Annotated in this window: 18 protein-coding genes; 9 read left to right on the forward strand and 9 right to left on the reverse strand. The window is 62.7% G+C overall.

Features of this window, described 5'->3' with window-relative positions; translation table 11 throughout:
* Nucleotides 1–58 precede the first annotated feature (58 nt).
* Together M511_RS03910 and M511_RS03915 are read left to right on the forward strand one after the other, a co-directional pair.
* On the forward strand, nucleotides 59–1651 hold the full coding sequence (locus M511_RS03910) for a lysine--tRNA ligase (RefSeq protein WP_085501415.1): 1593 nt from the start codon (nucleotides 59–61) through the stop codon (nucleotides 1649–1651).
* A gap of 138 nt (nucleotides 1652–1789) precedes the next feature.
* A complete protein-coding gene (locus tag M511_RS03915) occupies nucleotides 1790–4084 on the forward strand; it encodes a glycosyl hydrolase family 28-related protein (RefSeq protein ID WP_085501416.1) in 2295 nt (764 codons plus the stop codon).
* 38 nt (nucleotides 4085–4122) lie between these two features.
* On the opposite strand, the gene M511_RS03920 is transcribed toward M511_RS03915, so the two are convergent.
* The 6 genes from M511_RS03920 to M511_RS03945 all read right to left on the reverse strand — a co-directional run bounded on the left by M511_RS03920 (nucleotide 4123) and on the right by M511_RS03945 (nucleotide 10196).
* The gene (locus M511_RS03920) at nucleotides 4123–4608 is read right to left on the reverse strand and encodes a HugZ family pyridoxamine 5'-phosphate oxidase (protein ID WP_085501417.1); all 486 of its coding nucleotides are present in this window, start codon (nucleotides 4606–4608) and stop codon (nucleotides 4123–4125) included.
* A gap of 56 nt (nucleotides 4609–4664) precedes the next feature.
* Nucleotides 4665–5678 carry an oligopeptide/dipeptide ABC transporter ATP-binding protein gene (locus M511_RS03925; protein ID WP_085501418.1) on the reverse strand — a complete coding sequence of 338 codons (1014 nt, stop codon included), beginning with the start codon at nucleotides 5676–5678 and terminating at the stop codon, nucleotides 4665–4667.
* Complete coding sequence (locus M511_RS03930) at nucleotides 5675–6679, reverse strand: oligopeptide/dipeptide ABC transporter ATP-binding protein (RefSeq protein ID WP_085501419.1); 1005 nt, start codon at nucleotides 6677–6679, stop codon at nucleotides 5675–5677. The genes M511_RS03925 and M511_RS03930 overlap by 4 nt, the downstream gene beginning before the upstream one ends.
* Nucleotide 6680: 1 nt before the next feature.
* On the reverse strand, nucleotides 6681–7604 hold the full coding sequence (locus tag M511_RS03935) for an ABC transporter permease subunit (protein WP_010398362.1): 924 nt from the start codon (nucleotides 7602–7604) through the stop codon (nucleotides 6681–6683).
* Between the two features lie 3 nt (nucleotides 7605–7607).
* The gene (oppB, locus tag M511_RS03940) at nucleotides 7608–8525 is read right to left on the reverse strand and encodes an oligopeptide ABC transporter permease OppB (protein ID WP_010398359.1); all 918 of its coding nucleotides are present in this window, start codon (nucleotides 8523–8525) and stop codon (nucleotides 7608–7610) included.
* Between the two features lie 66 nt (nucleotides 8526–8591).
* Entirely contained in the window at nucleotides 8592–10196 is a 1605-nt protein-coding gene (locus tag M511_RS03945) for a peptide ABC transporter substrate-binding protein (protein ID WP_010398357.1), read from the reverse strand.
* Between the two features lie 140 nt (nucleotides 10197–10336).
* Between M511_RS03945 and cobU the strand changes: the two genes are divergently transcribed.
* The 5 genes from cobU to M511_RS03970 all read left to right on the forward strand — a co-directional run bounded on the left by cobU (nucleotide 10337) and on the right by M511_RS03970 (nucleotide 15207).
* Entirely contained in the window at nucleotides 10337–10855 is a 519-nt protein-coding gene (cobU, locus tag M511_RS03950) for a bifunctional adenosylcobinamide kinase/adenosylcobinamide-phosphate guanylyltransferase (RefSeq protein WP_029372396.1), read from the forward strand.
* Nucleotides 10852–11820, forward strand: a complete 969-nt coding sequence (gene cobT / locus M511_RS03955; RefSeq protein ID WP_085501420.1) for a nicotinate-nucleotide--dimethylbenzimidazole phosphoribosyltransferase — start codon at nucleotides 10852–10854, stop codon at nucleotides 11818–11820. Before cobU ends, cobT begins: the two co-directional genes overlap by 4 nt.
* On the forward strand, nucleotides 11813–12580 hold the full coding sequence (gene cobS / locus M511_RS03960; RefSeq protein WP_085501421.1) for an adenosylcobinamide-GDP ribazoletransferase: 768 nt from the start codon (nucleotides 11813–11815) through the stop codon (nucleotides 12578–12580). The genes cobT and cobS overlap by 8 nt, the downstream gene beginning before the upstream one ends.
* A gap of 129 nt (nucleotides 12581–12709) precedes the next feature.
* Nucleotides 12710–13333 (forward strand): TRAP transporter small permease subunit, encoded by a 624-nt coding sequence (locus M511_RS03965; protein ID WP_010398348.1) that lies wholly within the window; start codon nucleotides 12710–12712, stop codon nucleotides 13331–13333.
* The gene (locus M511_RS03970) at nucleotides 13330–15207 is read left to right on the forward strand and encodes a TRAP transporter large permease (protein WP_085501422.1); all 1878 of its coding nucleotides are present in this window, start codon (nucleotides 13330–13332) and stop codon (nucleotides 15205–15207) included. The genes M511_RS03965 and M511_RS03970 overlap by 4 nt, the downstream gene beginning before the upstream one ends.
* Nucleotides 15208–15309: 102 nt before the next feature.
* On the opposite strand, the gene M511_RS03975 is transcribed toward M511_RS03970, so the two are convergent.
* Nucleotides 15310–16416 carry a TRAP transporter substrate-binding protein gene (locus M511_RS03975; protein ID WP_176224510.1) on the reverse strand — a complete coding sequence of 369 codons (1107 nt, stop codon included), beginning with the start codon at nucleotides 16414–16416 and terminating at the stop codon, nucleotides 15310–15312.
* 260 nt (nucleotides 16417–16676) lie between these two features.
* On the opposite strand from M511_RS03975, the gene nrdR reads away from it, so the two are divergent.
* Together nrdR and ribD are read left to right on the forward strand one after the other, a co-directional pair.
* A complete protein-coding gene (nrdR, locus tag M511_RS03980; RefSeq protein WP_010398342.1) occupies nucleotides 16677–17141 on the forward strand; it encodes a transcriptional regulator NrdR in 465 nt (154 codons plus the stop codon).
* A 14-nt stretch (nucleotides 17142–17155) separates the two neighbouring features.
* Nucleotides 17156–18133 (forward strand): bifunctional diaminohydroxyphosphoribosylaminopyrimidine deaminase/5-amino-6-(5-phosphoribosylamino)uracil reductase RibD, encoded by a 978-nt coding sequence (ribD, locus tag M511_RS03985; protein ID WP_085501504.1) that lies wholly within the window; start codon nucleotides 17156–17158, stop codon nucleotides 18131–18133.
* Here the strand turns inward: ribD and M511_RS03990 are convergent.
* Both M511_RS03990 and M511_RS03995 read right to left on the reverse strand, forming a co-directional pair.
* Nucleotides 18130–20121 (reverse strand): capsular polysaccharide biosynthesis protein, encoded by a 1992-nt coding sequence (locus tag M511_RS03990; RefSeq protein WP_085501424.1) that lies wholly within the window; start codon nucleotides 20119–20121, stop codon nucleotides 18130–18132. The genes ribD and M511_RS03990 overlap by 4 nt on opposite strands.
* 5 nt (nucleotides 20122–20126) lie before the next feature.
* Nucleotides 20127–21233, reverse strand: a complete 1107-nt coding sequence (locus M511_RS03995) for a polysaccharide biosynthesis/export family protein (protein WP_010398336.1) — start codon at nucleotides 21231–21233, stop codon at nucleotides 20127–20129.
* Nucleotides 21234–21343 lie beyond the last annotated feature (110 nt).

The raw sequence follows: 21343 nt of genomic DNA on the forward strand, positions 1-21343 counted from the left end.
ATTGACCAATCCGCCTCATTTCAATACGGGGAAAAGCCTGTGAAATGGAGAACTCCCGATGACCGCCCTGCGTGATGCCGCGATGAAATCCAAGGCCTGGCCCTTTGAAGAGGCCCGCCGCGTGCTGAAACGCTATGAAAAGAAGGATCCCGAAAAGGGTTACGTGCTGTTCCAGACCGGCTATGGCCCCTCGGGTTTGCCCCATATCGGCACCTTTGGCGAGGTGGCGCGCACGACGATGATCCGTCGCGCCTTTGAGATCATCTCGGATATTCCGACACGGCTTTTCTGTTTTTCGGACGACATGGACGGCATGCGCAAAGTGCCCGACAACGTGCCGAACACCGACATGCTGCGCCAGCACCTGCAAAAGCCGCTGACCTCGGTGCCCGATCCCTTTGGCGAATACGACAGCTTTGGCGCCCATAACAACGCCATGCTGCGCCGGTTTCTTGACACTTTCGGCTTTGAGTATGAGTTCATCAGCGCCACCGAGTTTTACAAATCGGGGCAGTTCGATGCGACCCTGCTGAAAGCGGCCGAGAAATACGACGCGATCATGGAGGTCATGCTTGCCTCGCTGCGCGAAGAGCGCCAGCAAACCTATTCCTGCTTCCTGCCGATCAGCCCCAAATCGGGTCGGGTGCTGTATGTGCCGATCAAGCATGTCGATGCCAAGGGCGGCACCATCACCTTTGACGACGAGGATGGCGACGAACTGACGCTGCCCATCACCGGCGGTCATGTGAAATTGCAGTGGAAGCCGGACTTCGGTGCCCGCTGGGCCGCGCTTGACGTCGATTTCGAGATGTATGGCAAAGACCACTCGACCAACACACCGATCTACGACAGCATTTGCGAGATCCTGGGCGGGCGTAAGCCAGAGCATTTCACCTATGAGCTGTTCCTTGACCAGCACGGGCAAAAGATCAGCAAATCCAAAGGGAACGGCCTGTCGATCGACGAATGGCTGACCTATGCGGCGACCGAAAGCCTGTCCTATTTCATGTATCAGAAGCCCAAGACGGCAAAGCGGATGTATTTCGACGTGATCCCCAAGGCGGTGGACGAATATCATCAGCAGCTGCGGGCCTATCCCGATCAAACGCTGGATCAGCAGCTGGCCAACCCGGTCTGGCACATCCATGGCGGCAACGTGCCTGAAACGAGCATGGTCGTGCCGTTCCAGATGCTGCTGAATCTGGCCTCGGTCGCGGGGGCAAAGGACAAGCACGGGCTTTGGGGCTTTATCCGCCGCTATGCGCCCGAGGCCAGCCCCGAGACGCATCCGGCGCTGGACCAGGCTGCCGAATTCGCAGTTCGCTATTTTAACGACTTTGTCGCGCCGGCCCGTGTTTACCGGGCGCCGACCGAAGTCGAGCGTCGCGCGCTTGAGGATCTGGCCGGCCGACTGGCAAGCTGGGATCAGCCCGTTGATGCCGAAGCGTTGCAAACCATGGTCTTTGCCATCGGCCGCGAGCATGGGTTCGAGCCGATGCGGGACTGGTTCCAGGCGCTTTATCAGGTCCTGCTGGGTGCCGATCAGGGGCCACGTTTCGGCGGTTTCATTGCGCTTTACGGCGTCAATGAAACCCGCGCGCTGATCGAGCGCGCCCTGGCCGGAGAGCTGACGGACGGTCCGGCCGCCTGATTCAGCCAGACACTGATGTTGCGCGCGGCCCTGTTGCCGCGCGCGCATGGTTAACGACTGGTTAACGCGGCATTGCCAAATTCCAGCCAGACCGCGCGGGCAAACGCCTCGCAAGTTCTGGAACAGGAGAGAATTGGCATGACCTTTGCGATCATCGGAAACCAGTCGCTGATGCCGCGCGCATTTCGGCAGGGGTTGAATCTGTGGTCCCGGACCGATGGCCGGCCGGGGTCGCCGACCTGGGCGGGGGCCGCAAACGCCGCCATCGTCCCTGCTGACGAAGATTTCGGCAGTTGTCTTGAGATCCTTAAGCAAGACACCGAAACCCGCATCCGCTACATGAAACGCACCCCGATCAATCCGGGCAGCTATTTGCGCATCTCGGCCCGGGTCAAGGCAATCGCGGGGAACCTGCCGCAGGTGCGTATTGCGGGCTTTGCCGGCAATGCCGCGGGAAACAATGTCGGCGGCGTGCCTCAGACCGGCCCGGCTGTTACGCTGCCGGGCTATGGCGAGGTCGTCGAGATCGCAGCCATCGTCGGCACCGGCCAACGCGAGGGCGTGGACATGCCCTGGGGGCGCAACGCCACTTTTGGCCATTTTGGTCTGGACCTGATCGGCGACAATAACGGCTCGATCCGTATTGAAAGCATCGTGATCGAGGATGTCACTGCCGCTTTTGTGCCGGGTATGCTTGACTGGGTCGATGTGCGCGATTTCGGCGCCGTGGGCGATGGCAAGACGAACGACCGCGCCGCGTTCCTTGCAGCCGATCAGGCCGCCGCAGGAAGGCAGGTCCTCGTGCCCGAAGGGAGCTATTTTATCGGCTCGGATCTTAGCCTGACCTCTCCCACCCGTTTCGTCGGCACCCTGCGTATGCCGCGCAGCGCGCGTCTGGCATTGCTGCGCAGCTTTGACTATCCGACCTATGCAGCGGCTTTCGGCGATGAAACCGAGGGGCTGAGGCGCGCGCTACAGGCGCTGTTCGGCTATACTGACCATTCCGTGCTGGATCTGTGCGGCCGTAACGTGAACCTGACCGCGCCGATCACCATGGCCGATGCCGCGCCGGGCCTGACCAGCTTTTCCAACCGCCGGGTGATCTCGAACGGGCAGATCAGCATCGTGCCCGGCCCGGCATGGGACAGCCGGACGGTGACTTCAACCGCGACCTTTAACCCGGCCCGGTCGCTGAACCTGACTGCCGTCGCCAATGTCGCGAATATCGAGATCGGCTCTCGCATCATCGGGAGCGGTGTCGGGCGCGAGGTCTATGTGCTGGACAAGAACGTGGCCGCGGGCACGCTGACCCTTTCACAGCCGCTTTATGGCGGGGCGGGGACGCGCAACTATACCTTTGTGCGCTACCGCTATGCGCTCGACTTTTCGGATATGGAGCATCTGAGCCGACTGAATTTCGACGATATCGAATTCCTGCTCGACGGAAATGCAAGCGGCGTCATGCTGGCAAAAAGTGGTTCGCTGAACTGTTTCCGCGACTGCTATTTCACCCGGCCCAAGGATCGCGGCATCACCTCGATCGGGTCATCCTGTCAAGGTATGCTGGTTGACCGCTGTGAGTTTCTGTCAAACGAGATGGGCGATCTGGCGCAGAACCGTTCGACCATTGCACTGAACGTCAACAACAACGACACCAAGATCCGTCACAGCCGCTTTATTCGCTTTGCGCATTTTGCGGTGATGAACGGGGGCGGCCATATCATCGAGGGCAACCATTGGTTTCAGGGTGACAACGCCCAGAACGGCCTGCGTTTTGGCGGGCTGGTGCTAACGCAGACCAACGCGCAGACCACGGTGACCGGCAACTATATCGACAACTGCTCGATCGAGTGGACGAATGAGCACGACCCCAGTCCGAAGTTTGAGGGGGATGAATATTCATTCGGCGGCCTGACCATAACCGGCAACACCTTTCTTGCCTCGAACACGACCGAGGGTTTTAACTGGCTGGTCGTCAAACCTTATGGTGCGGGGCATTTCATCCACGGCCTTGCCGTGATGGGCAATGTGTTCAAGTCGCTGTACAATAAGGTCAACCGTATCGACAGCGTCGATACCAGTTTCGCCGACCTTAACTATCAGCGCATGCGCAACATCCAGTTTCAGGGTAACATGTTCAACGGCGTGAACACCTATGTTGCGAACCCGGTCGATGTCGCCTTTACCCAAGGGACGGCTTCAAACCGTTGGGTGATTACGGTGGATACGGCGTTGCCCTTTAACGGATGGGTGCGCAACGTTCAGTCGGTCGTGGCGACCAGCCAGATCACCAATGCCGCGAACAAGCCTGTTTTCGAAATGCCATGGGTGCAGTCCGCACTGGGATCGACCCGCCGGCAGGTGGCGTTGCATTGGAGCACAGCGGCCCGTGGATCGGTCAGCCTGCGTCTGCGCATGGACAACCCGGACTGACCGTCACCCTGCGCGACCACCGTACTTTCCCCGGCGGATCACTCTGCCGGGGGGTTCAGCATGTCTGATGGCAGCAGGCGGAAAGCCTGACCAAACCCGCCATTCAGCAGACCCGAGACCGGCTCGATCCGCCAGAAGCGAAAGTCTGGCAGGTCGAAATAGACCTTGGCCTTGGGGTCACGGGTAAGCCAGCGCGCACGACGCTCTGTATCCGCAGGGGCGGGAACGGCGCGGCCAAGGATCGACAGTCGCGCGTGGGTCATGGCATCACCCTTGGCGACATCGGCCACGATCAACAGACCGGCACGCGGATCCGCAGCCAGCGCCCGCGTATGCGCCGCAAGCCCGGACAAAAGCGCAAGCGGCGCACCATCGGCATCGGTCTGCAAGGCGATGCGGGTAACAAGCGGCACTCCCGTTTCAGGGTCAATCGTACCAAGGCTGGCATGCCGCGCCTGAGCCAGCAATTGCCGGGCAAGGTCGCGGGCCTCATCGGTGGTTTCGCGAATCGGATCCTTTTTCATGGCGGCATGTTGCGCCAGGCGCCACCCCGGCAGCAACCGGATTCCGACTATATTTGTCAGATGCTCACCGTCAGCTCTTCGGGACTAAGCGCGCCGGGATAATGGCAGGCGGTCAGATGTGCCCCACCCGTAAGATCAGGGCGATCCATGGCACAACGCTCCTGCGCGCGCGGACACCGGGTGCGGAATACGCAGCCCGAGGGCGGGTTCATGGGCGAGGGCAGCTCTCCGCTAAGCGGGATGATGCGCTTGTCCCGCTCAAGCTCCGGATCGGGGATCGGCACGGCTGACAGCAGCGCCTGCGTATAGGGGTGCTGGGGATCGGCATACAGCTGGTCTGCGCCGGCAAGCTCCATCACCCGGCCCAGATACATCACCAGAACCCGGTCGCTGATATGTTTCACCACCGACAGATCATGCGCGATAAAGATCAGCGCCAGCCCCAGATCGCGCTGCAACTCGGCCAGCAGGTTGATGACCTGCGCCTGAATCGAGACATCCAATGCCGAGACCGGTTCATCGCAGATCACCAGTTTCGGCTGCACGATCAACGCCCGGGCAATGCCGATGCGCTGACATTGACCGCCGCTGAATTCATGCGGATAGCGGTTGATCTGGTTCGGCAACAGGCCGACCCGGTCCATCATGTCTTTGACCCGGCGGCGGACCTCGTCACGGCCAAGGCCCTTGTGATGGGTGGTCAAAGGTTCGGCGATGATCTGGCCTACGGTCATGCGCGGGTTAAGGCTGGCCAACGGGTCCTGAAATACCATCTGGATCTGGCTGCGATAGCGCATCATCCGACGCGGAGACAGGCCGATCAGATTGGTGCCATCCTGCCAGATCGCCTTTCCATCTGCCGGGGCAAGACCGATCAGCGCCCGCGCCAGCGTGGACTTGCCCGAACCGGATTCGCCGACAACCCCCAAAGTCTCGCCCGGCATCAGGGTGAAATCGACACCCCCGACCGCATGAAGCAGGCGCGGCTTGGCCCAGGGCAGGGCCCCTTGTCCGGGAAGCTGGAACGTGACGCGCAGATCGCGCGCCTCTAGCAAGGGCTGGTCGGTCACGGCTTGGCCTCCTGCAACAGATCGGAATGCGGGGTACTGCGCAGCACGGCCAGGTTTGCGTGGCAGGCGCGCTCGCGACCGGGGGCGAAAGCCTCAAGCGGCGGCATGGCCTCGCAGGCTGGCATGACATAGGCGCAGCGCGGCGCAAAGGGACAGCCGGGCGGCGGGTTGGTCATGTTCGGCGGGCTGCCGGGGATGGCGGCCAGCTGTTCACCCTGCTGATCAACGCGCGGGATGGCGGCAAGCAGCCCCCGGGTATAGGGATGGGCAGGGTCGGCAAATAGCGGCGCGACCGCCGCTCGCTCCATCACCCGGCCGCCATACATGACCATCACCCGTTCGCAAGCGCCCGCAACGACGCCAAGGTCATGGGTGATCAGGATCATCGCCATGCCGAATTCGCGGCGCAGTTCGGCCAAAAGCTCCATGATCTGCGCCTGAACGGTCACATCCAGCGCCGTCGTCGGCTCATCCGCGATCAGCAGATCGGGGCGGCAAAGCAGCGCCATCGCGATCATCACCCGCTGCCGCATCCCGCCCGAGAACTCATGCGGATAAAGCCTGATGCGGCCTTGCGCGTCAGGGATGCGGACCGCGTCCAGCATCCGCGCAGCCTCGGCAACTGCCTCGCGCTTGCCCATGCCCTTATGCAGCATCAGCACCTCGGCCATCTGGTCCGAGACACGCATATAGGGATTCAGGCTTGTCATCGGGTCCTGAAACACCATGGCAATGCGGCGGGCGCGAATGCTGTTCAGCACCTTTGGCGGAGCGTTCAGGATCTCGGCCCCTTCGAACCGCACAGAACCCGAGGCACGCCCGTTTCGCGCCAGCAGCCCCATCACCGAAAAGGCCAGCTGCGATTTGCCCGAGCCGGATTCGCCGACGATGCCCAGCACCTCGCTGCGCTCAAGATCAAGGTCGATGCCGTTGACGGCGGCAACCTCGCCCTCGACGGTCGAAAAGCGCACCTTCAGATCACGGATTTCCAGCAATGCCATGTCAGCGATCCTTCGGGTCCAGAGCGTCGCGCAAGCCATCCCCGACAAAGAAAAAGGCAAATAGCGTGACGCAAAAGAAAAACAGCGGAAAAACAAGCTGCCAGAGCGTGCCGTAATTCATCGTCCCCGCCCCCTCGGAAATCAGCGCGCCCCAGGAGGTCAGTGGCTCTTGCACGCCAAGGCCAAGGAAACTGATAAAGCTTTCGGTCAGGATCATCAGCGGCACCAGCAGCGTCGCATAGACCGCCACCACGCCCATCAGGTTCGGCACGATATGGCGCAGGATGATGCGCCAGGCAGGAACTCCGGTCGCGCGGGCGGCCTCGATGAACTCTCGGTTCTTCAGGCTCAGGGTCTGGCCGCGCACGATCCGCGACATGTCGAGCCATGAGATCAGCCCGATGCCCAGAAACAGCATCAGCATCGACCGGCCAAAGATCACCAGCAGCAGGATCAGCACGAACATATAGGGAATGGACATCAGCACATCGACCGTACGCATCATCACCGCGTCGATACGGCCGCCAAGATAGCCCGCGGTCGCGCCATAAAGCGTGCCCACAAGAACGGCGATCCCCGCACCGATCAGACCGACCATCAGGCTGATCTGCGTGCCCTGCACCGTGCGGGCAAACAGGTCGCGGCCCAGATCGTCAGTGCCGAACCAATGCCCGTTTTCAAGGCTGGGCGCGCCAAGCTGCGCAGCCTGACCCATGATCGAAAAGTCCATCTCTTCGTTCGACCATGCAGCTATATGATTACCAAACAGGGCAAACAGCCCGACAAGGATCAGCACCAGCAGGCTGACCATGGCGGCCTTGTTGCGGCGAAAGCGGCGGCGCGCGTCAGCCCATGGGCTGCGGCCCTTGACCTCGGGCTGGGCCAGGCGCGTGGCCAGTGACTGCATTTTCTGGCTGTCAATCATGGCTCAATACCGGATCTTGGGGTCGATCCAGGCGTAAAGCACATCGACCACGAGGCTGAAGAAAATGGTCAGCGCACCGACAAGAATGGTGATTCCCATCATCACCGCATAGTCGCGGTTCAGCGCCGAATCGACAAAGCTGCGGCCGATGCCTCCGGTCGAGAAATACATGTCGATCACCACCGAACCGGTGATCATGGTGACAAAGGCCGGGCCAAGATAGCTGATGACCGGCAACAACGCGGGGCGGAGCGCATGGCGCAGGATCACCGCGCGTTCGGGCAGGCCCTTGGCACGCGCGGTGCGGATATGGTTTGAACCCAGTACCTCCAGCATCGAACTGCGGGTGATACGGGCAATAGAGGCCATGAAGCTGGTCGACAGCGCCACGACCGGCATGATCCAATAGGTGGGACCGCCCCAGCCTCCGCCCGGCAGCCAGCCAAGCCACAGCGTAAAGACCAGCACCAGCAAAGGCGCCATGACGAAGTTCGGCAACACCTGCGCGCCGATCGAGATACCGACCGCAAGGTGATCAAGCCAGGAGTTCTGCCGGATCGCCGCCGCCACGCCAAGGCTGATGCCCACCGCCACCGCAACGGCAAAGGCGATGCCGCCATAGGTCAGCGTCACCGGAAAACCAGCGGCGATGATCTGGTTCACCGAACGGTCGGGATAGACAAAGCTGGGGCCGAAGTCGAAATGTGCGACAATGCCCCAGACATAGCCCACGATCTGCCGCCACAGCGGCTGATCAAGCCCGTATTTGGCATTCAGGTTGGCCAGCACTTGCGGCGGCAGGGCGCGTTCCTGCGTGAAGGGACCGCCTGGCGCGGCATACATCAGCAGGAACGAAACGACGATCAGCAAAAGCAGCGTCGGGATGGCGACCGCGAGCCGCCGCAAGATAAAGCCAAACATGTGCAGGTTCCCGAATTCAGGTGCCGGACAGGATCAGGGCCGGGTGCGGGCGGTCGCCTCCATGGCTTATTTCTGGATGCGATAGATGTTCCTGGCGTACCAGTTGTTCATCACGTTCATGGTCGGCAGGCCCTTGATGTCATCGCGGATCATATCAACCTTGGCATAGTGATAGATCGGGACCAGCGGCATGTCCTCGGCCAGGATCTGCTCGGCCGCGGTATATTGCTGGTTGGGGTCCTCAGAGGTCTTGGACTGATCCATCACCTTGTCGAACTCGGGGTTCGAATAGCCGCCGTAGTTCATCCCGGTCGAACGGAAAAAGTCGAGGAAGGTCGAGGCCTCGTTGAAATCGGCGCACCACGCATAGCGGGCCATCTGGAAATCGCCCGATTGCATCCGGTCGGTATGTACCTTCCATTCGACGTTGTTCAGCGTCAGCTCGATGCCAAGCGGTTTATAGAACTGCTGGGCGGCAACGGCGATCCTCTTGTGGCTTTCGTCGGTGTTGTACTGCAGTGTCAGCTTTAGCGGCTTGTCCGGCCCATAGCCCGCCTCGGCAAGCAGCGCCTTGGCCTTTTCCAGCCGCTCGGCCTGCGACCACGAGGCGTAGTCAATCTGCGGCATCTGAAAGCCTTCGATCGCCCAATGGGTCCAGTTATAGGCGGGCTTCTGGCCGCCCTGCAGGATCTGGTTCACCACCACATCACGCTGCATGGCATAACTCAGCGCCTTGCGCACCCGCGCGTCCTTGAGCGCCTCGGGGCCTTTCTCGCCCACATTCATCAGATAGCCGTAGGTGCAGGAAAAGGGGATCGAGGTCGCCTGATCGGGGAACTGTTCCTTAAGCCGGGGATACTGACCGGCAGGGATCTGCACCCGGTCCAGCTCACCCGCCTGATAGCGGGTCAGTGCTACGTTGTTGTCATTCACCGTCAGGCCCTTGATATGCTCCATGACGACATTGGCGGCGTCCCAGTATTCGGGGTTCTTGTCCATGCTGATCTGCACGCCGAGGTCATGGCTTTTCAGCACGAAAGCGCCGTTGCCGACCAGCTTGCCCGGCTGCGTCCAGTTGTCGCCCCCGGCCTCGACCACCTTCTGGTTGACCGGGAAGGTCGAGGGATGCGTGACCATTTTCGGAAAATAGGGGGTGGGGGTGGTCAGCCGCACCTCAAGCGTGTGGTCATCGACGGCCTTGACGCCCAGTTCGTCGGGCTTTTTCTCGCCCTTGACGATGGCGGTGGCGTTTTCGACGTTCATCAGCTCCATGTACCACGCGTATTCCGCTGCGGTCGCCGGATCGGCCAGCCGCCGCCAGGCATAGACGAAATCATGCGCCGTGACCGGATCGCCGTTTGACCATTTCGCCTCGGGGCGCAGGTGGAACGTATAGGTCAGCTTGTCCTCGGACAGATCAAAACCCGTCGCCACACCGGGTACAGGGGCGCCATGGCCGTCCTCGTTCATCAGCCCCTCGAACAGCTGACGCAGGACATCCGAACCTTCGACATCGGTGTTCTTCTGCGGGTCGGTCGTCTTGATCGCGTCCAGCAGCCAGAAGGTATAGCTCTGATTCTCGGCCAGCTTTTCACCTTCGGCGGGCTGGACGGCAAAAGCGGGCAGGGCAAGCCCTGCAACCAGTGCGGTAGTGAGGAACAGACGGGTCATAGGGCACCTCTCTGATATCTTGCGGCGCGGCTGCTTGCCGGCTCGGCCGTGATGATTAGAGAAATAGTGCCCAAAAGCTGTAAGACAGCAAGAGCGATTTCCGGCTTTCGCAACGTCAGGCCATGTGAAACAACAAGGGCATGAGTTCTGATACACGCATCACCATGGTTACGGGCGGTGCCCGGTCGGGAAAGTCGGCGCTGGCCGAATCCCTTGCCGCCCGCCAGCCCGGCCCGCGGATCTATATCGCCACAGCCGAGGCATGGGATGACGAGATGACCGCCCGTATCGCCCGTCACCGCGACCAGCGTGGTCCCGGCTGGCAAACGGTCGAAGAGCCGTGCGACCTTGCCGGTGCGCTTGCGCGTACCGACGGGCAGGGGGTGCGGCTGGTCGATTGCCTGACGCTGTGGCTGTCGAACATGATGGCCGAGGGTGATCCCGGCCCACATGTAAACGCGCTTTGTCAGACGCTTGGCACCCAGCACAGCCCGGTGGTGCTGGTGACAAATGAGCTGGGCCTTGGCATCGTGCCCGAAAATCCGCTTGCCCGCCGCTTCCGGGATGAGCATGGCTGGATGAATCAGGCAATCGCGCGCGTTGCGGACGAAGTCTGGATGGCCGTCAGCGGCCTGCCGCTGTGCCTGAAATCGCAATGAGGGATATAGTGAAACAGTTCGACGAGACCGCCGCCGCTGCCGCCCGTGACCGTCAGGATCAGCTGACAAAGCCGCCGGGATCGCTGGGCCGGTTAGAAGAGCTGGCGGTCTTCATGGCAGGCTGGCAGGGTACGGATCGGCCTGTGATCGACCGCGCGCAGGCACTGGTCTTTGCCGGCAATCATGGCGTGACCAATCAGGGCGTGAACCCTTTCCCGGTCGAGGTCACCGCCCAGATGGTCGGGAATTTCCGCAACGGCGGCGCGGCGATCAACCAGCTTTGCCGGCTGGCGGGCGCCGATCTGCAGGTGATCGCGCTGGAGCTTGACCGTCCCACCGCTGATTTCACCCAAGGCATGGCGATGGAGACCGAGGATCTGATCACCGCCATCCAGACCGGCAAGAACGCCATTGACCCCGAAGCCGATGTCATCCTGCTTGGCGAAATGGGGATCGGCAATTCGACCGTCGCGGCGGCGCTGGCAGCAGCAACCTTTGGTGGCACGGCCGAGGATTGGGTCGGACCGGGCACCGGTGCCGATGACGGGGTCATGGCCAACAAGCTGCGGGCTGTCGAGACCGGGCTGAAACGTCACAAGGGCGCGGCAACCTCGGCCTCGATCCTTGGCTCATATGGCGGGCGCGAACAGGCGGCAATATGTGGCGCGGTGATTCGGGCGCGCGAACTGGGCATTCCGGTGATCCTTGACGGCTTTATCTGCTCGGCGGCTGCCGGGGTCCTGATGGTGAACGACCGCAATGCGCTGGATCACTGCCTGATCGGCCATGAAAGCGCCGAGCCGGGGCATCGCCGGCTGATCGCCGTCCTTGGCAAAAAGCCGGTGGTGACGCTTGACATGCGGCTGGGCGAGGGGTCGGGCGCAGCCGTGGCGCTGATGGTTCTGCGCGCGGCGCTGGAATGCCACAACGGTATGGCCACTTTCGCCGAGGCCGGGATTGGCTAGGCGCCTGACCGAGGCGGCGCTGGCGCTTGTCTGGCTGACCCGCCTGCCGGTGGGACGGTTTCTGCCTGCCGCGCCTCCGACACTTGCCCAGGCCGCCTGGGCATTTCCGCTGGTCGGGCTGGTGGTCGGCCTGATCGCGGCGGCCGTGCTGGGCCTGGCGGCACTTGCCGGGCTGCCGGGGGGCATCGCCGCGCTGCTTGCCATCGGCACGGTCATGCTTGTAACCGGAGGGTTGCACGAAGACGGCCTGGCCGATTGCGCGGATGGCAGCGGGGGCGCAGACCGGGAAAGACGGCTTGAAATCATGCGCGATTCCCGTGTTGGCAGCTATGGCGTGCTGGCGCTGATCGTAACCGTCGGGCTGCGCGTCTTTGCCATCGCAGCGCTCATGCCCGAACCATGGACCGCGGCAGCGGCGGTGGTCGGGCTGGGCGCAGCATCCCGCGCCGGGATGGCCGCGGGGCTGGGGCTGATGCCTGCCGCGCGCCTTGATGGGTTGGGCCATGCCGCAGGACGGCCCGGGAAAGGGACAATCCGGGCGGCGATGATCCTTGGCGGTGCGTCGCTCATCCTGCCCGCGCTTGCCTTGCCCAGTCCGGTGCCCGCCTGGCTTGTCCTGATCGCGGCGGTTGCGCTGGCGCAGCTGTGGCTTGCGCGATGGGCGATGCGCAGACTTGGCGGCCAGACCGGCGACGTCCTGGGCGCAATGCAGCAGATCGGTGAGGCGGCGGGCCTTGTCGCAATGGTTGCGCTGGCCTGAACCCCCGCGCGTCGCCTTTTTCTTGACGCATACCTGCGGTTCACTCATACCAGACCGCCACATGAGAAAGTCAGGGACAATCCGGGGCCCGTCACGCATGGGCTGCCATTGAACGAGGGAGGTTTTCATATGGGTGCCCTGCTGGGCCTGTCGCGCGGCATAGACCGCATCAACTCGATCATCGGCCGCGGCATGAGCTGGATGATCCTGGTCGCCGTTCTGGTCAGCGCCGGGAATGCTGTCGTCCGCAAGGTGCTGAACACCTCGTCCAACGCCTGGCTTGAACTGCAATGGTACCTCTTTGGGGCCGCGTTCCTTGGCGCGGCGGCGTATACGCTCAAAGAGAACGAGCATATCCGCATCGACATCATCTACGGGATGTGGAGCCGACGCCGTCAGCACTGGATCGACCTGATCGGGCATGTCCTGTTTCTGATGCCCTTTGTCACGCTGATGATCTGGTATCTCTACCCTTGGGTGATGCGCTCTTATGCGCGGGGCGAGGTCTCGAACAACGCTGGGGGGCTGGTGCTGTGGCCTGCCAAGATGATGTTGCTCATCGCCTTTATCATGCTGTTCTTTCAGGGCATTTCCGAGATCATCAAAAAGATCGCCGTCATGCGTGGCGTCATCGAAGACCCCACCCCCTTCGTCTCGGCCCATGAGGCCGCGGCCGTGGAAAGCGAGATGATGGCGCGCGAGATGCAGGCCGTACTGGAACAGGACACCGAGGACGGAGACAGCCGCAAATGATGGTCTTCATCGCGCAGAACATGGCGCCGATCATGTTCGCCTCGCTGGTGCTCTTTCTGCTCTTTGGCTATCCGGTCGCGTTCGCGCTGGCGGCAAACGGGCTGCTGTTCTTTGTCATCGGGGTCGAGCTCGCTCCGCTGTCGGGCGGTAGTATCAACCTTAGCTGGCCCCTGCTGAACGCCATGCCAGAAAGGTTATGGGGGGTACTGTCAAACGAGACATTGCTTGCCATTCCATTCTTTACCTTCATGGGCATCGTGCTGGAGAAATCCGGCATGGCCGAAGACCTGCTTGACACCATCGGTCAGCTTTTCGGTCCGATCCGGGGTGGTCTGGCCTATGCGGTCATCATTGTCGGCGCGCTTCTTGCTGCGACGACCGGGGTTGTTGCTGCATCGGTCATTGCCATGGGGCTGATCTCGCTGCCGATCATGCTGCGCTATGGCTATGATCGCAGCATCTCTGCCGGCACCATCGCCGCAGCCGGTACGCTGGCGCAGATCATCCCGCCGTCGCTGGTGCTGATCGTGCTTGCCGACCAGCTTGGCCGGTCGGTCGGTGACATGTACAAGGGCGCGCTGATCCCCGGCCTGGTGCTGACCGGGATCTACATCCTTTACATCTTTGTCATGTCGATCATCCGCCCGAACAGCCTGCCGGCCCTGCCGAAAGAGGCGCGGACGCTTGGCTCGGGCGTTACCTCGCTGCTGGTGGCGCTGGCACTGACGCTTGGGATGGCGTGGCTTGCATTCCGCTGGCTTTACCCGACGCAGGGACGCGATGCCGACATCCTGGCTCCGGCTCTGGCGGTGATCGTGATCTATGTGCTGGCGCTTTTGGACCGGGCGATGAACACCAACCTGATGTCGCGCCTTGCGCAACAGGTCATCATCGTGCTGATCCCGCCAATGGCACTGATCTTTCTGGTGCTGGGCACGATCTTTCTGGGCATCGCCACGCCCTCTGAAGGGGGTGCGATGGGCGCGGTCGGCGCGCTGTTCCTTGCCGGGATCAAGAACCGGCTGAACTATGACGTGATCCGACAGGCGCTGCTGGCCACGACGCGGTTGTCGGCTTTTGTCATGTTCATCCTGATCGGGGCGCGGGTGTTCTCGCTGACCTTCTATGGCGTGAACGGGCATCTGTGGGTCGAACATCTGCTGACCTCGCTGCCCGGGGGCGAGTACGGCTTCCTGATCGCGGTGTCGCTGCTGGTCTTTCTGCTGGCGTTCTTTCTGGACTTCTTCGAACTGGCCTTCATCATCGTGCCGCTGCTTGCCCCCGCGGCCGAGGCCATGGGCATCGACCTGATCTGGTTCGGCGTCCTGCTGGGCGTGAACATGCAGACCAGCTTTATGCATCCACCCTTTGGCTTTGCGCTGTTCTTCCTGCGATCGGTCGCACCGCGGGCACCCTATCAGGACAAGGTGACGGGGCGGACGATGCAGCCAGTGACCACCGGGCAGATCTATTGGGGCGCGGTGCCCTATGTCTGTATCCAGCTGGTCATGGTGGCGATCGTGATGATCTTCCCCGGGCTGGTCATGCATTACAAAGGCGCGCCGATCGACACCTCGAACGTCCGTATCGAGATCCCCTCGGGCGGCGGCGAGTTGGGGGGCCTTGGCGGCTTTGGCGGGCTTGGGGGAGGAGATCCCTTTGGCCAGCAAGGCACGACCGCGCCCGCTGCCCCCTCGCTGGATGGGCCGGGCGGTCTTGGCGGGGCACCGGATTTCGGCGCGAGCACCAGCCCTGCACCGGAAACGCCAGCGCCCGAAGCTGCCGCCCCCGCTGCGCCGGCGGACGGGCTGGGTGGACCGCTGTCGGGCCCGCCACCCGGTCTGACCGCACCAGCGCAGCCTCAGGGCAACTGATAGCAAAGGCGGCCTCCGGGCCGCCTTTTTCATGAGTGCCGCCACAGAAAAGGGCCGCCGCGATATACTCGCAGCGGCCCATCTTGTCGGTCTGAAGATGGCTCAGAGCGTGCCGTTACGCTGCTGGATCATCATGAAGGTGTCGTAGGTATATTCCGAGGTCTGGTTATACAGGTACCAGTCCGCGCGGGCGACCTTGAGCGAATCCCAGATTTTCTTGAACGGCGCGTTCGATGCCTCAAGCTCGGCATAGACTTCGTTCGCGGCCTTATAGCAGGCGTCCAGAATCTCGGCGCTGAACGAACGCAGCTGAGCACCCGAAGCGACCAGTTCTTTTAGCGCAACAGGGTTCAGGTGGTCGTATTTTTGCAGCATGTCGGCATCGACCGCCTGACATGCCGTACGCAGCAGCGACTTGTAGTTGTCGGGCAGCGATTCGTATTTCTCTTTGCTGAAGAAGAAATGGACGGTCGGGCCGCCTTCCCACCAGCCGGGGTAGTAGTAATAGGGCGCGACCTTATAGAAGCCGAGCTTGAGGTCGTCATAGGGGCCGACCCATTCCGAGGCGTCGATGGTGCCCTTTTCCAGCGCCGGGTAAATGTCGCCGCCAGCGATCTGCTGAGGCACGGCACCCAGCCGCTCAAGCACCTTGCCGGCAAAGCCGCCGACCCGGATCTTGAGCCCCTTGAGATCGTCCACCGAGGCGATTTCTTTGCGGAACCAGCCGCCCATCTGCGCGCCGGTGTTGCCGCCCGGCAGGCCGAAAATATTATGCGTGGCAAGGAATTCATTATAAAGATCAATGCCACCGCCGTGGTATTGCCAGGCGTTCATCGCCCGCGCCGACAGCGCAAAAGGCACCGCAGATCCCAACGCAAAGGTCGGGTCCTTGCCCCAGCTGTAATAGCCGACCGAATGGCAGGCCTCGACCGTGCCGTCGGTCACAGCATCCTGTGCCTGAAGGCCCGGGACGATCTCGCCACCCGCAAAGACCTGCAGCTGGAATTTGCCGCCCGTCGCCTCGGACAGATATTTCGACAGCACTTCGGCGCCGCCATAGATCGTGTCCAGCGACTTGGGAAAGGCCGAGGTCAGACGCCATTTCACCTCGGGCATTTCCTGCGCGATGGCGGGCGCAGCCAAAGCGGCCCCGGTCGCTGCCACTGTACCGCCAACCGTGGCGCGGGTCAGAAAGGCGCGCCGGTCGATCTGGTTGGTTTTTTTCATTGGGTTCCTCCGCATTGATCGGCCCCCTTCTGGCGGCCGATAGTGGGGGAAATGTTGCACGCGCCCGCAAGCCTGTCGAGATATCAGCGCAAATTCCCGTCCCGCTCCCGGGCCAGACCCGATTGCCGCAGCGTCAACCAGCCACAGATCCATCCCCTATCTGGTATGATGATCAATGGGCTACCCAAGTGGTTTGGGCTTGCCTATACTGACTGGGGTCCGGGGCTTTGGGGGAACAAGGGATGCGCTGTCCTTTCTGTGGAAATGTCGATACGCAGGTCAAGGATTCGCGTCCTGCCGAAGACAACGTGGCCATCCGCCGCCGCCGCTTTTGTCCGGCCTGCGGCGGGCGGTTTACCACCTATGAACGGGTGCAGCTGCGCGATCTGGTGGTCGTCAAATCAAACGGCCGGCGCGAGGATTTCGACCGCAGCAAGCTTGAGCGTTCGATCCGCATCGCCATGCAGAAACGCCCGATTGAGCCGGAGCGTATCGACCAGATGATTTCGGGCATCGTGCGACGGCTGGAAAGCCTTGGCGACACCGACATTCCCTCGAAGGTCATAGGCGAGATCGTGATGGAGACTCTGGCCCGGATCGACACCGTCGCCTATGTCCGTTTCGCCAGCGTTTACAAAAACTTCCAGGCAGCGGACGATTTCGACAAATTCGTGTCCGAATTGCGGCCGCAAGCGGTCGAAGAGTGAACGACCTGCGCCACATGCGGCACGCGCTGGCGCTGGCGCGGCGCGGGCTTGGCAATGTCTGGCCTAATCCTGCCGTCGGCTGCGTGCTGGTGCGCGACGGTGTCATCGTCGGGCGCGGCTGGACTCAGCCCGGCGGGCGCCCCCATGCCGAAGTCAGGGCGCTGATGCAGGCGGGCGAGGCCGCGCGTGGCGCCACGGCCTATGTCACGCTTGAGCCCTGCGCCCATCACGGCAAAACCCCTCCTTGTGCCGAGGCGCTGATCCGGGCAGGGGTAAGCCGCGTCGTCTCGGCGCTGACAGACCCAGATCCACGCGTCGCCGGGCGCGGCCATGCCATGCTGCGTGAGGCGGGCATCACTGTGACCGAAGATGTGTGCGAGGCCGAGGCACGCGAGTTGCAGCGGGGGTTTTTAAACCGCATCCAGCTTGGCCGGCCCATGCTGACCCTGAAACTGGCCGTCAGTTTCGATGGTCGCATCGCCACCGCCTCGGGTGAAAGCCAATGGATCACCGGTCCCGATTCACGTCGCCATGTCCATGCGCTGCGTCTTGCGCATGACGCGGTGATGGTCGGGGGCGAAACCGCCCGCACTGACCGGCCCGGTCTGAACGTGCGCGGCTTTGGCGCGGTGCGCCAGCCGGTGCGGGTCGTCGTCTCGTCTCGCCCCTTGCCCGAACTGCCGCCGGAGGGGGCCGAACATGGGCCGCTATGGCAGGTTTCGGGCGCACCTGAGGGCTTTATGGCCGAGCTTGGAGGCCGTGGCCTGACGCGGATCTTTTGCGAGGGGGGCGGGGTGCTGGCCGCCAGCCTGCTGCGCGCCGGACTGGTTGATCAGCTGATCGGTTATAGCGCCGGGGTCGTTCTGGGCGGTGATGCACGCAGCGGGATCGGAGCCCTTGCGCTGGATCACCTGGCCGATGCCCCACGCTTTCACCTGGCTGAGACCCGGCGCATCGGCCCTGATCTTATGCATCGCTGGCTGCGCGACTAGCGCCGCCACAACCAGGCATAGCTGGAAAGTACACCCTGCGCCTTGGCAAGCCAGCGCAAGGCTGGACCGCCCGATACGAATGTCGGGTTCGAAAGCCGCTCAACCGCGACTTCGGGCGGGCAGGGCAGGCGGCTGACCGGATCGAAATAGCGCGGATAGGCGATCAGCGCGCAATAGATCAGTTGCTCAAGATCGGCCCGCACCTGCCGGCGGGCGGGAACCGGCCCCAGATCGCGGGTCAGACCCCAGCCTGCATAGAAGGGTGCGCCCAGCGTCGTGACCGGAACGCCGCGCAACAGTGCCTCGAAGCCAAGGGTTGAGGTCATGGTCCAGACCTCATCAACCTTGCCCAGCAGCGCATCCGCCGGAGCACCGTGGGCAACGACATCGGCTAACGCATCAAGCACAGCCGCGGGGATCAGCCCGGGGCGCAGGCCAGCCTCGACATCGGGATGGGGCTTATAGATCAGCACGGCATCGGGGTTCTCGGCCCGCACCCATTGCAGCAGGGCAAGATTGCTGCGCACCTCGCCCGCGCCGAGACGGATCGAGGCGTCATCCTCGACCTGTCCGGGCACAAGGATGCGGCGTCCGGGGGGCAGATCAGGCAGCTGTCCGGTCAGATTGTATTTGGTGATCCCGGCCCTGGTCAGCTGCCGCGCCAGTCGCGACGCCCGCTCGCGCCCACCGGGGGGCAGGGGCTGGGCCATCAGCCGCTCAAACCGGCTTTCGCGGCTGGGATCGTAATAGATGCCAAGATCGTCAGCGACCAGCGACAGCGGCGGAACCAGCGCCGCACCCAAACCGCGCGAGCGCAGAAACCCATCCTCGACCCGCAGCGCGCCGGGTGTCTCGTCCGCGCGATTGGCCCAGGCCATGGTGACCTGTGGCCCCGGCTTGTCGCTGAACCGCACCCCCCGGCCGCTGCCAAAAAAGCGCGCCATAAAGGGCCGCTTCCACAGCCGCATACCATAGGCCAGATGCCCGTCATGATCCTGACGCCATGCCCGGGCCTCGGCCTCGATCTGGTCCATCGCGCCCTCAAAATCGGTCAGCCGGTCCCGGCAGGGATCATACCAGACCGGGGCAAGCAGATGACTGGCGGCAAAGAGCTGTTCGATACTGGCAGGGCGGCGGCGCGGGACGGGATGCTGATCCTCGGACAAGCCCCAACCGGCATAGAACGGCTGGCCAAAGACCCGCGGCCTGTGGCCGGCAAGCATAGCTTCATACCCCAGCTGCGAAGACAGGACATAGACCCCCGCCGCACCGCGCAATAGCGCCCAGGGAGAGACCGGGCTATCGCAGAACTCATCCCCCGGACGCAGGTCCTGCGGGGTAAAGTGGCCGGGACGCAGACCCCGCGCTGTCTCGGGGTGGCTACGAATGACGACAGGCTGGCCTGGATTTTCATCCCGCGCCGCCTGAAGCATCCGCAGGAAATCATCCCGCGTCGCCCCCATCAGTGAGGCATCGCCGCGCGTCTGGTCGATCACCAGAACATAGCCGGGGGTCGGCGGCGCAACAGCGGGCAGATGGGCATTGTATTTCGACAGATCAGCCGCAATCAGCCGCTCGATCCCCTGACGGGCGCGATCAAGCTGCGCCTGCGTTTCAGGCGCATGGACCAGAGTTTCGATAAGCGACGGCGCACGGGGATCAAAATGCAACCCGATAGGGTCGATCATCAGACCAACGGGGCCGCGCCGCGCCACTGTGCCCCGCGCCCGCCCGGGCAGGACTGAGCGAAGGAACGCGTCTTCGACGCGCACCAGCCGGGCACCAGTCCGACCGGCCAGCGCCTTGCCGCGCCATGCAGTCGGACTGTCGCCCCAGATGCCTACGTAATCACTGCGTCCCGGCATCCCGACCCGCACCGACCATCCGGCAAGGGCAAGAATACGACGAAGTCGCGGGCGGGTAAGAAAACCGCCGTTACATATGAAAAGCCGCCGAGACCCCCCGGCGGCTTTATCAGTCTGCACCATTCGACCTAGTTGAAGGCGTTGTCGACGCTGCCGACCTCGGTCGCAGTGCCAAGGATCGATTGCAGGGTCTTGCGCCATTGGACGAACGGGGCCTCAGTCACATAGACAGTGTCGCCATCGCGGATGACAAAGTCACGAGCCAGGAACATGCCGTCCGGCTTGGTCAGGTCCAGAACATAGGCGAATCGCTGGGTGCCATAGATGTCGTTGCGGCCCAGCACGGCGCGCGCCACCGATTGCGGCTCATCGCGCAGGATGAACACGCCCTTGGGATCGGCAAGCTGGGTGCTAAGTCCGCCGACCATGGCCACCGCTTCGATCGCGCTGATCTGTTCATTGCCAAGCGGCACCTTGGTCTGGCCGCCAAGCGCCCCAAGCGCGGTAAAGCTGCGCTGGTCCTCTTCGACCAGGATCACGTCGCCGGGGCGCAGCGCGATATCGTTGCGGGCGTTTGAATACAGATCGCGCAGCCAGACCTTGCCGCTGGAGTTGCCACGTTTGACGGTTACCACGGCAATTTCCGGCTCGATCGCGACACCGCCAGCCCGCGACAACATCGAAGACAAGGTACGGGTCGGACGCTCGATCGGATAGACGCCTTGCGCGTTCACCTTGCCCATGACCGAGACGGTCGCGCCGTCACCGGCCACGCGGGTTACCATAACCTGCGGGTCGGGGGTCTGGGTTTCCAGCTTTTGGGTGATAAGGCGACGCAGCTCCTCGGGGCTGTTACCAGCGGCACGAACCCGGCCCGCATAGGGCACAAAGATATAGCCCTGGCTGTCCACCTGAAGTTCGGTCAGCTGGGTCGAGCTTTGTCCCATCGAGGCCAGCAGCCCGTCATCGACGTTTTCCCAGATCGACAGGCCCAGCACGTCGCCGGGGCGGATTTCATCGGCACCGACGGTGCCGGCGGCGCGGAAATCGGCCGAGAAACCATAGGCGGGGGTAAAGTTCGCAGCACGGTTCACCCGGTTATCGACATTGATGATATGGGTGCTGCCGCCTTTTTCCACCGAACCCGAAAGGATCTCGCCCTTGGTCGGGCCCGAACGGGGCAGTCCGCAGGCCGAGACCAGAAGCATTGCCCCCACCAGGGCAACCTGGGCCATGCGGGCGGCAAGGGACTGTCTCCGGCCACCGAGCGCGCCGGATCCAAAGCGCGAAAAACCTGCTTGCGTCAAACTGTTACTCCTGTCCTCTCGCGCGATTCCCGGATCGC

The sequence above is a fragment of the Paracoccus sp. J56 genome, assembly GCF_019633685.1.
GTDB lineage: Bacteria > Pseudomonadota > Alphaproteobacteria > Rhodobacterales > Rhodobacteraceae > Paracoccus > Paracoccus kondratievae.

What these genes read in the sequence shown, in the direction of transcription:
- M511_RS03910 (WP_085501415.1), top strand. Translation starts at nt 59, where the DNA reads ATGACCGCCCTGCGTGATGCCGCGATGAAATCCAAGGCCTGGCCCTTT.
- M511_RS03915 (WP_085501416.1), top strand. Translation starts at nt 1,790, where the DNA reads ATGACCTTTGCGATCATCGGAAACCAGTCGCTGATGCCGCGCGCATTT.
- M511_RS03920 (WP_085501417.1), bottom strand. Translation starts at nt 4,608, where the DNA reads ATGAAAAAGGATCCGATTCGCGAAACCACCGATGAGGCCCGCGACCTT.
- M511_RS03930 (WP_085501419.1), bottom strand. Translation starts at nt 6,679, where the DNA reads ATGGCATTGCTGGAAATCCGTGATCTGAAGGTGCGCTTTTCGACCGTC.
- M511_RS03935 (WP_010398362.1), bottom strand. Translation starts at nt 7,604, where the DNA reads ATGATTGACAGCCAGAAAATGCAGTCACTGGCCACGCGCCTGGCCCAG.
- oppB (WP_010398359.1), bottom strand. Translation starts at nt 8,525, where the DNA reads ATGTTTGGCTTTATCTTGCGGCGGCTCGCGGTCGCCATCCCGACGCTG.
- M511_RS03945 (WP_010398357.1), bottom strand. Translation starts at nt 10,196, where the DNA reads ATGACCCGTCTGTTCCTCACTACCGCACTGGTTGCAGGGCTTGCCCTG.
- cobU (WP_029372396.1), top strand. Translation starts at nt 10,337, where the DNA reads ATGAGTTCTGATACACGCATCACCATGGTTACGGGCGGTGCCCGGTCG.
- cobT (WP_085501420.1), top strand. Translation starts at nt 10,852, where the DNA reads ATGAGGGATATAGTGAAACAGTTCGACGAGACCGCCGCCGCTGCCGCC.
- M511_RS03965 (WP_010398348.1), top strand. Translation starts at nt 12,710, where the DNA reads ATGGGTGCCCTGCTGGGCCTGTCGCGCGGCATAGACCGCATCAACTCG.
- M511_RS03970 (WP_085501422.1), top strand. Translation starts at nt 13,330, where the DNA reads ATGATGGTCTTCATCGCGCAGAACATGGCGCCGATCATGTTCGCCTCG.
- nrdR (WP_010398342.1), top strand. Translation starts at nt 16,677, where the DNA reads ATGCGCTGTCCTTTCTGTGGAAATGTCGATACGCAGGTCAAGGATTCG.
- ribD (WP_085501504.1), top strand. Translation starts at nt 17,156, where the DNA reads ATGCGGCACGCGCTGGCGCTGGCGCGGCGCGGGCTTGGCAATGTCTGG.
- M511_RS03990 (WP_085501424.1), bottom strand. Translation starts at nt 20,121, where the DNA reads ATGGTGCAGACTGATAAAGCCGCCGGGGGGTCTCGGCGGCTTTTCATA.
- M511_RS03995 (WP_010398336.1), bottom strand. Translation starts at nt 21,233, where the DNA reads ATGGCCCAGGTTGCCCTGGTGGGGGCAATGCTTCTGGTCTCGGCCTGC.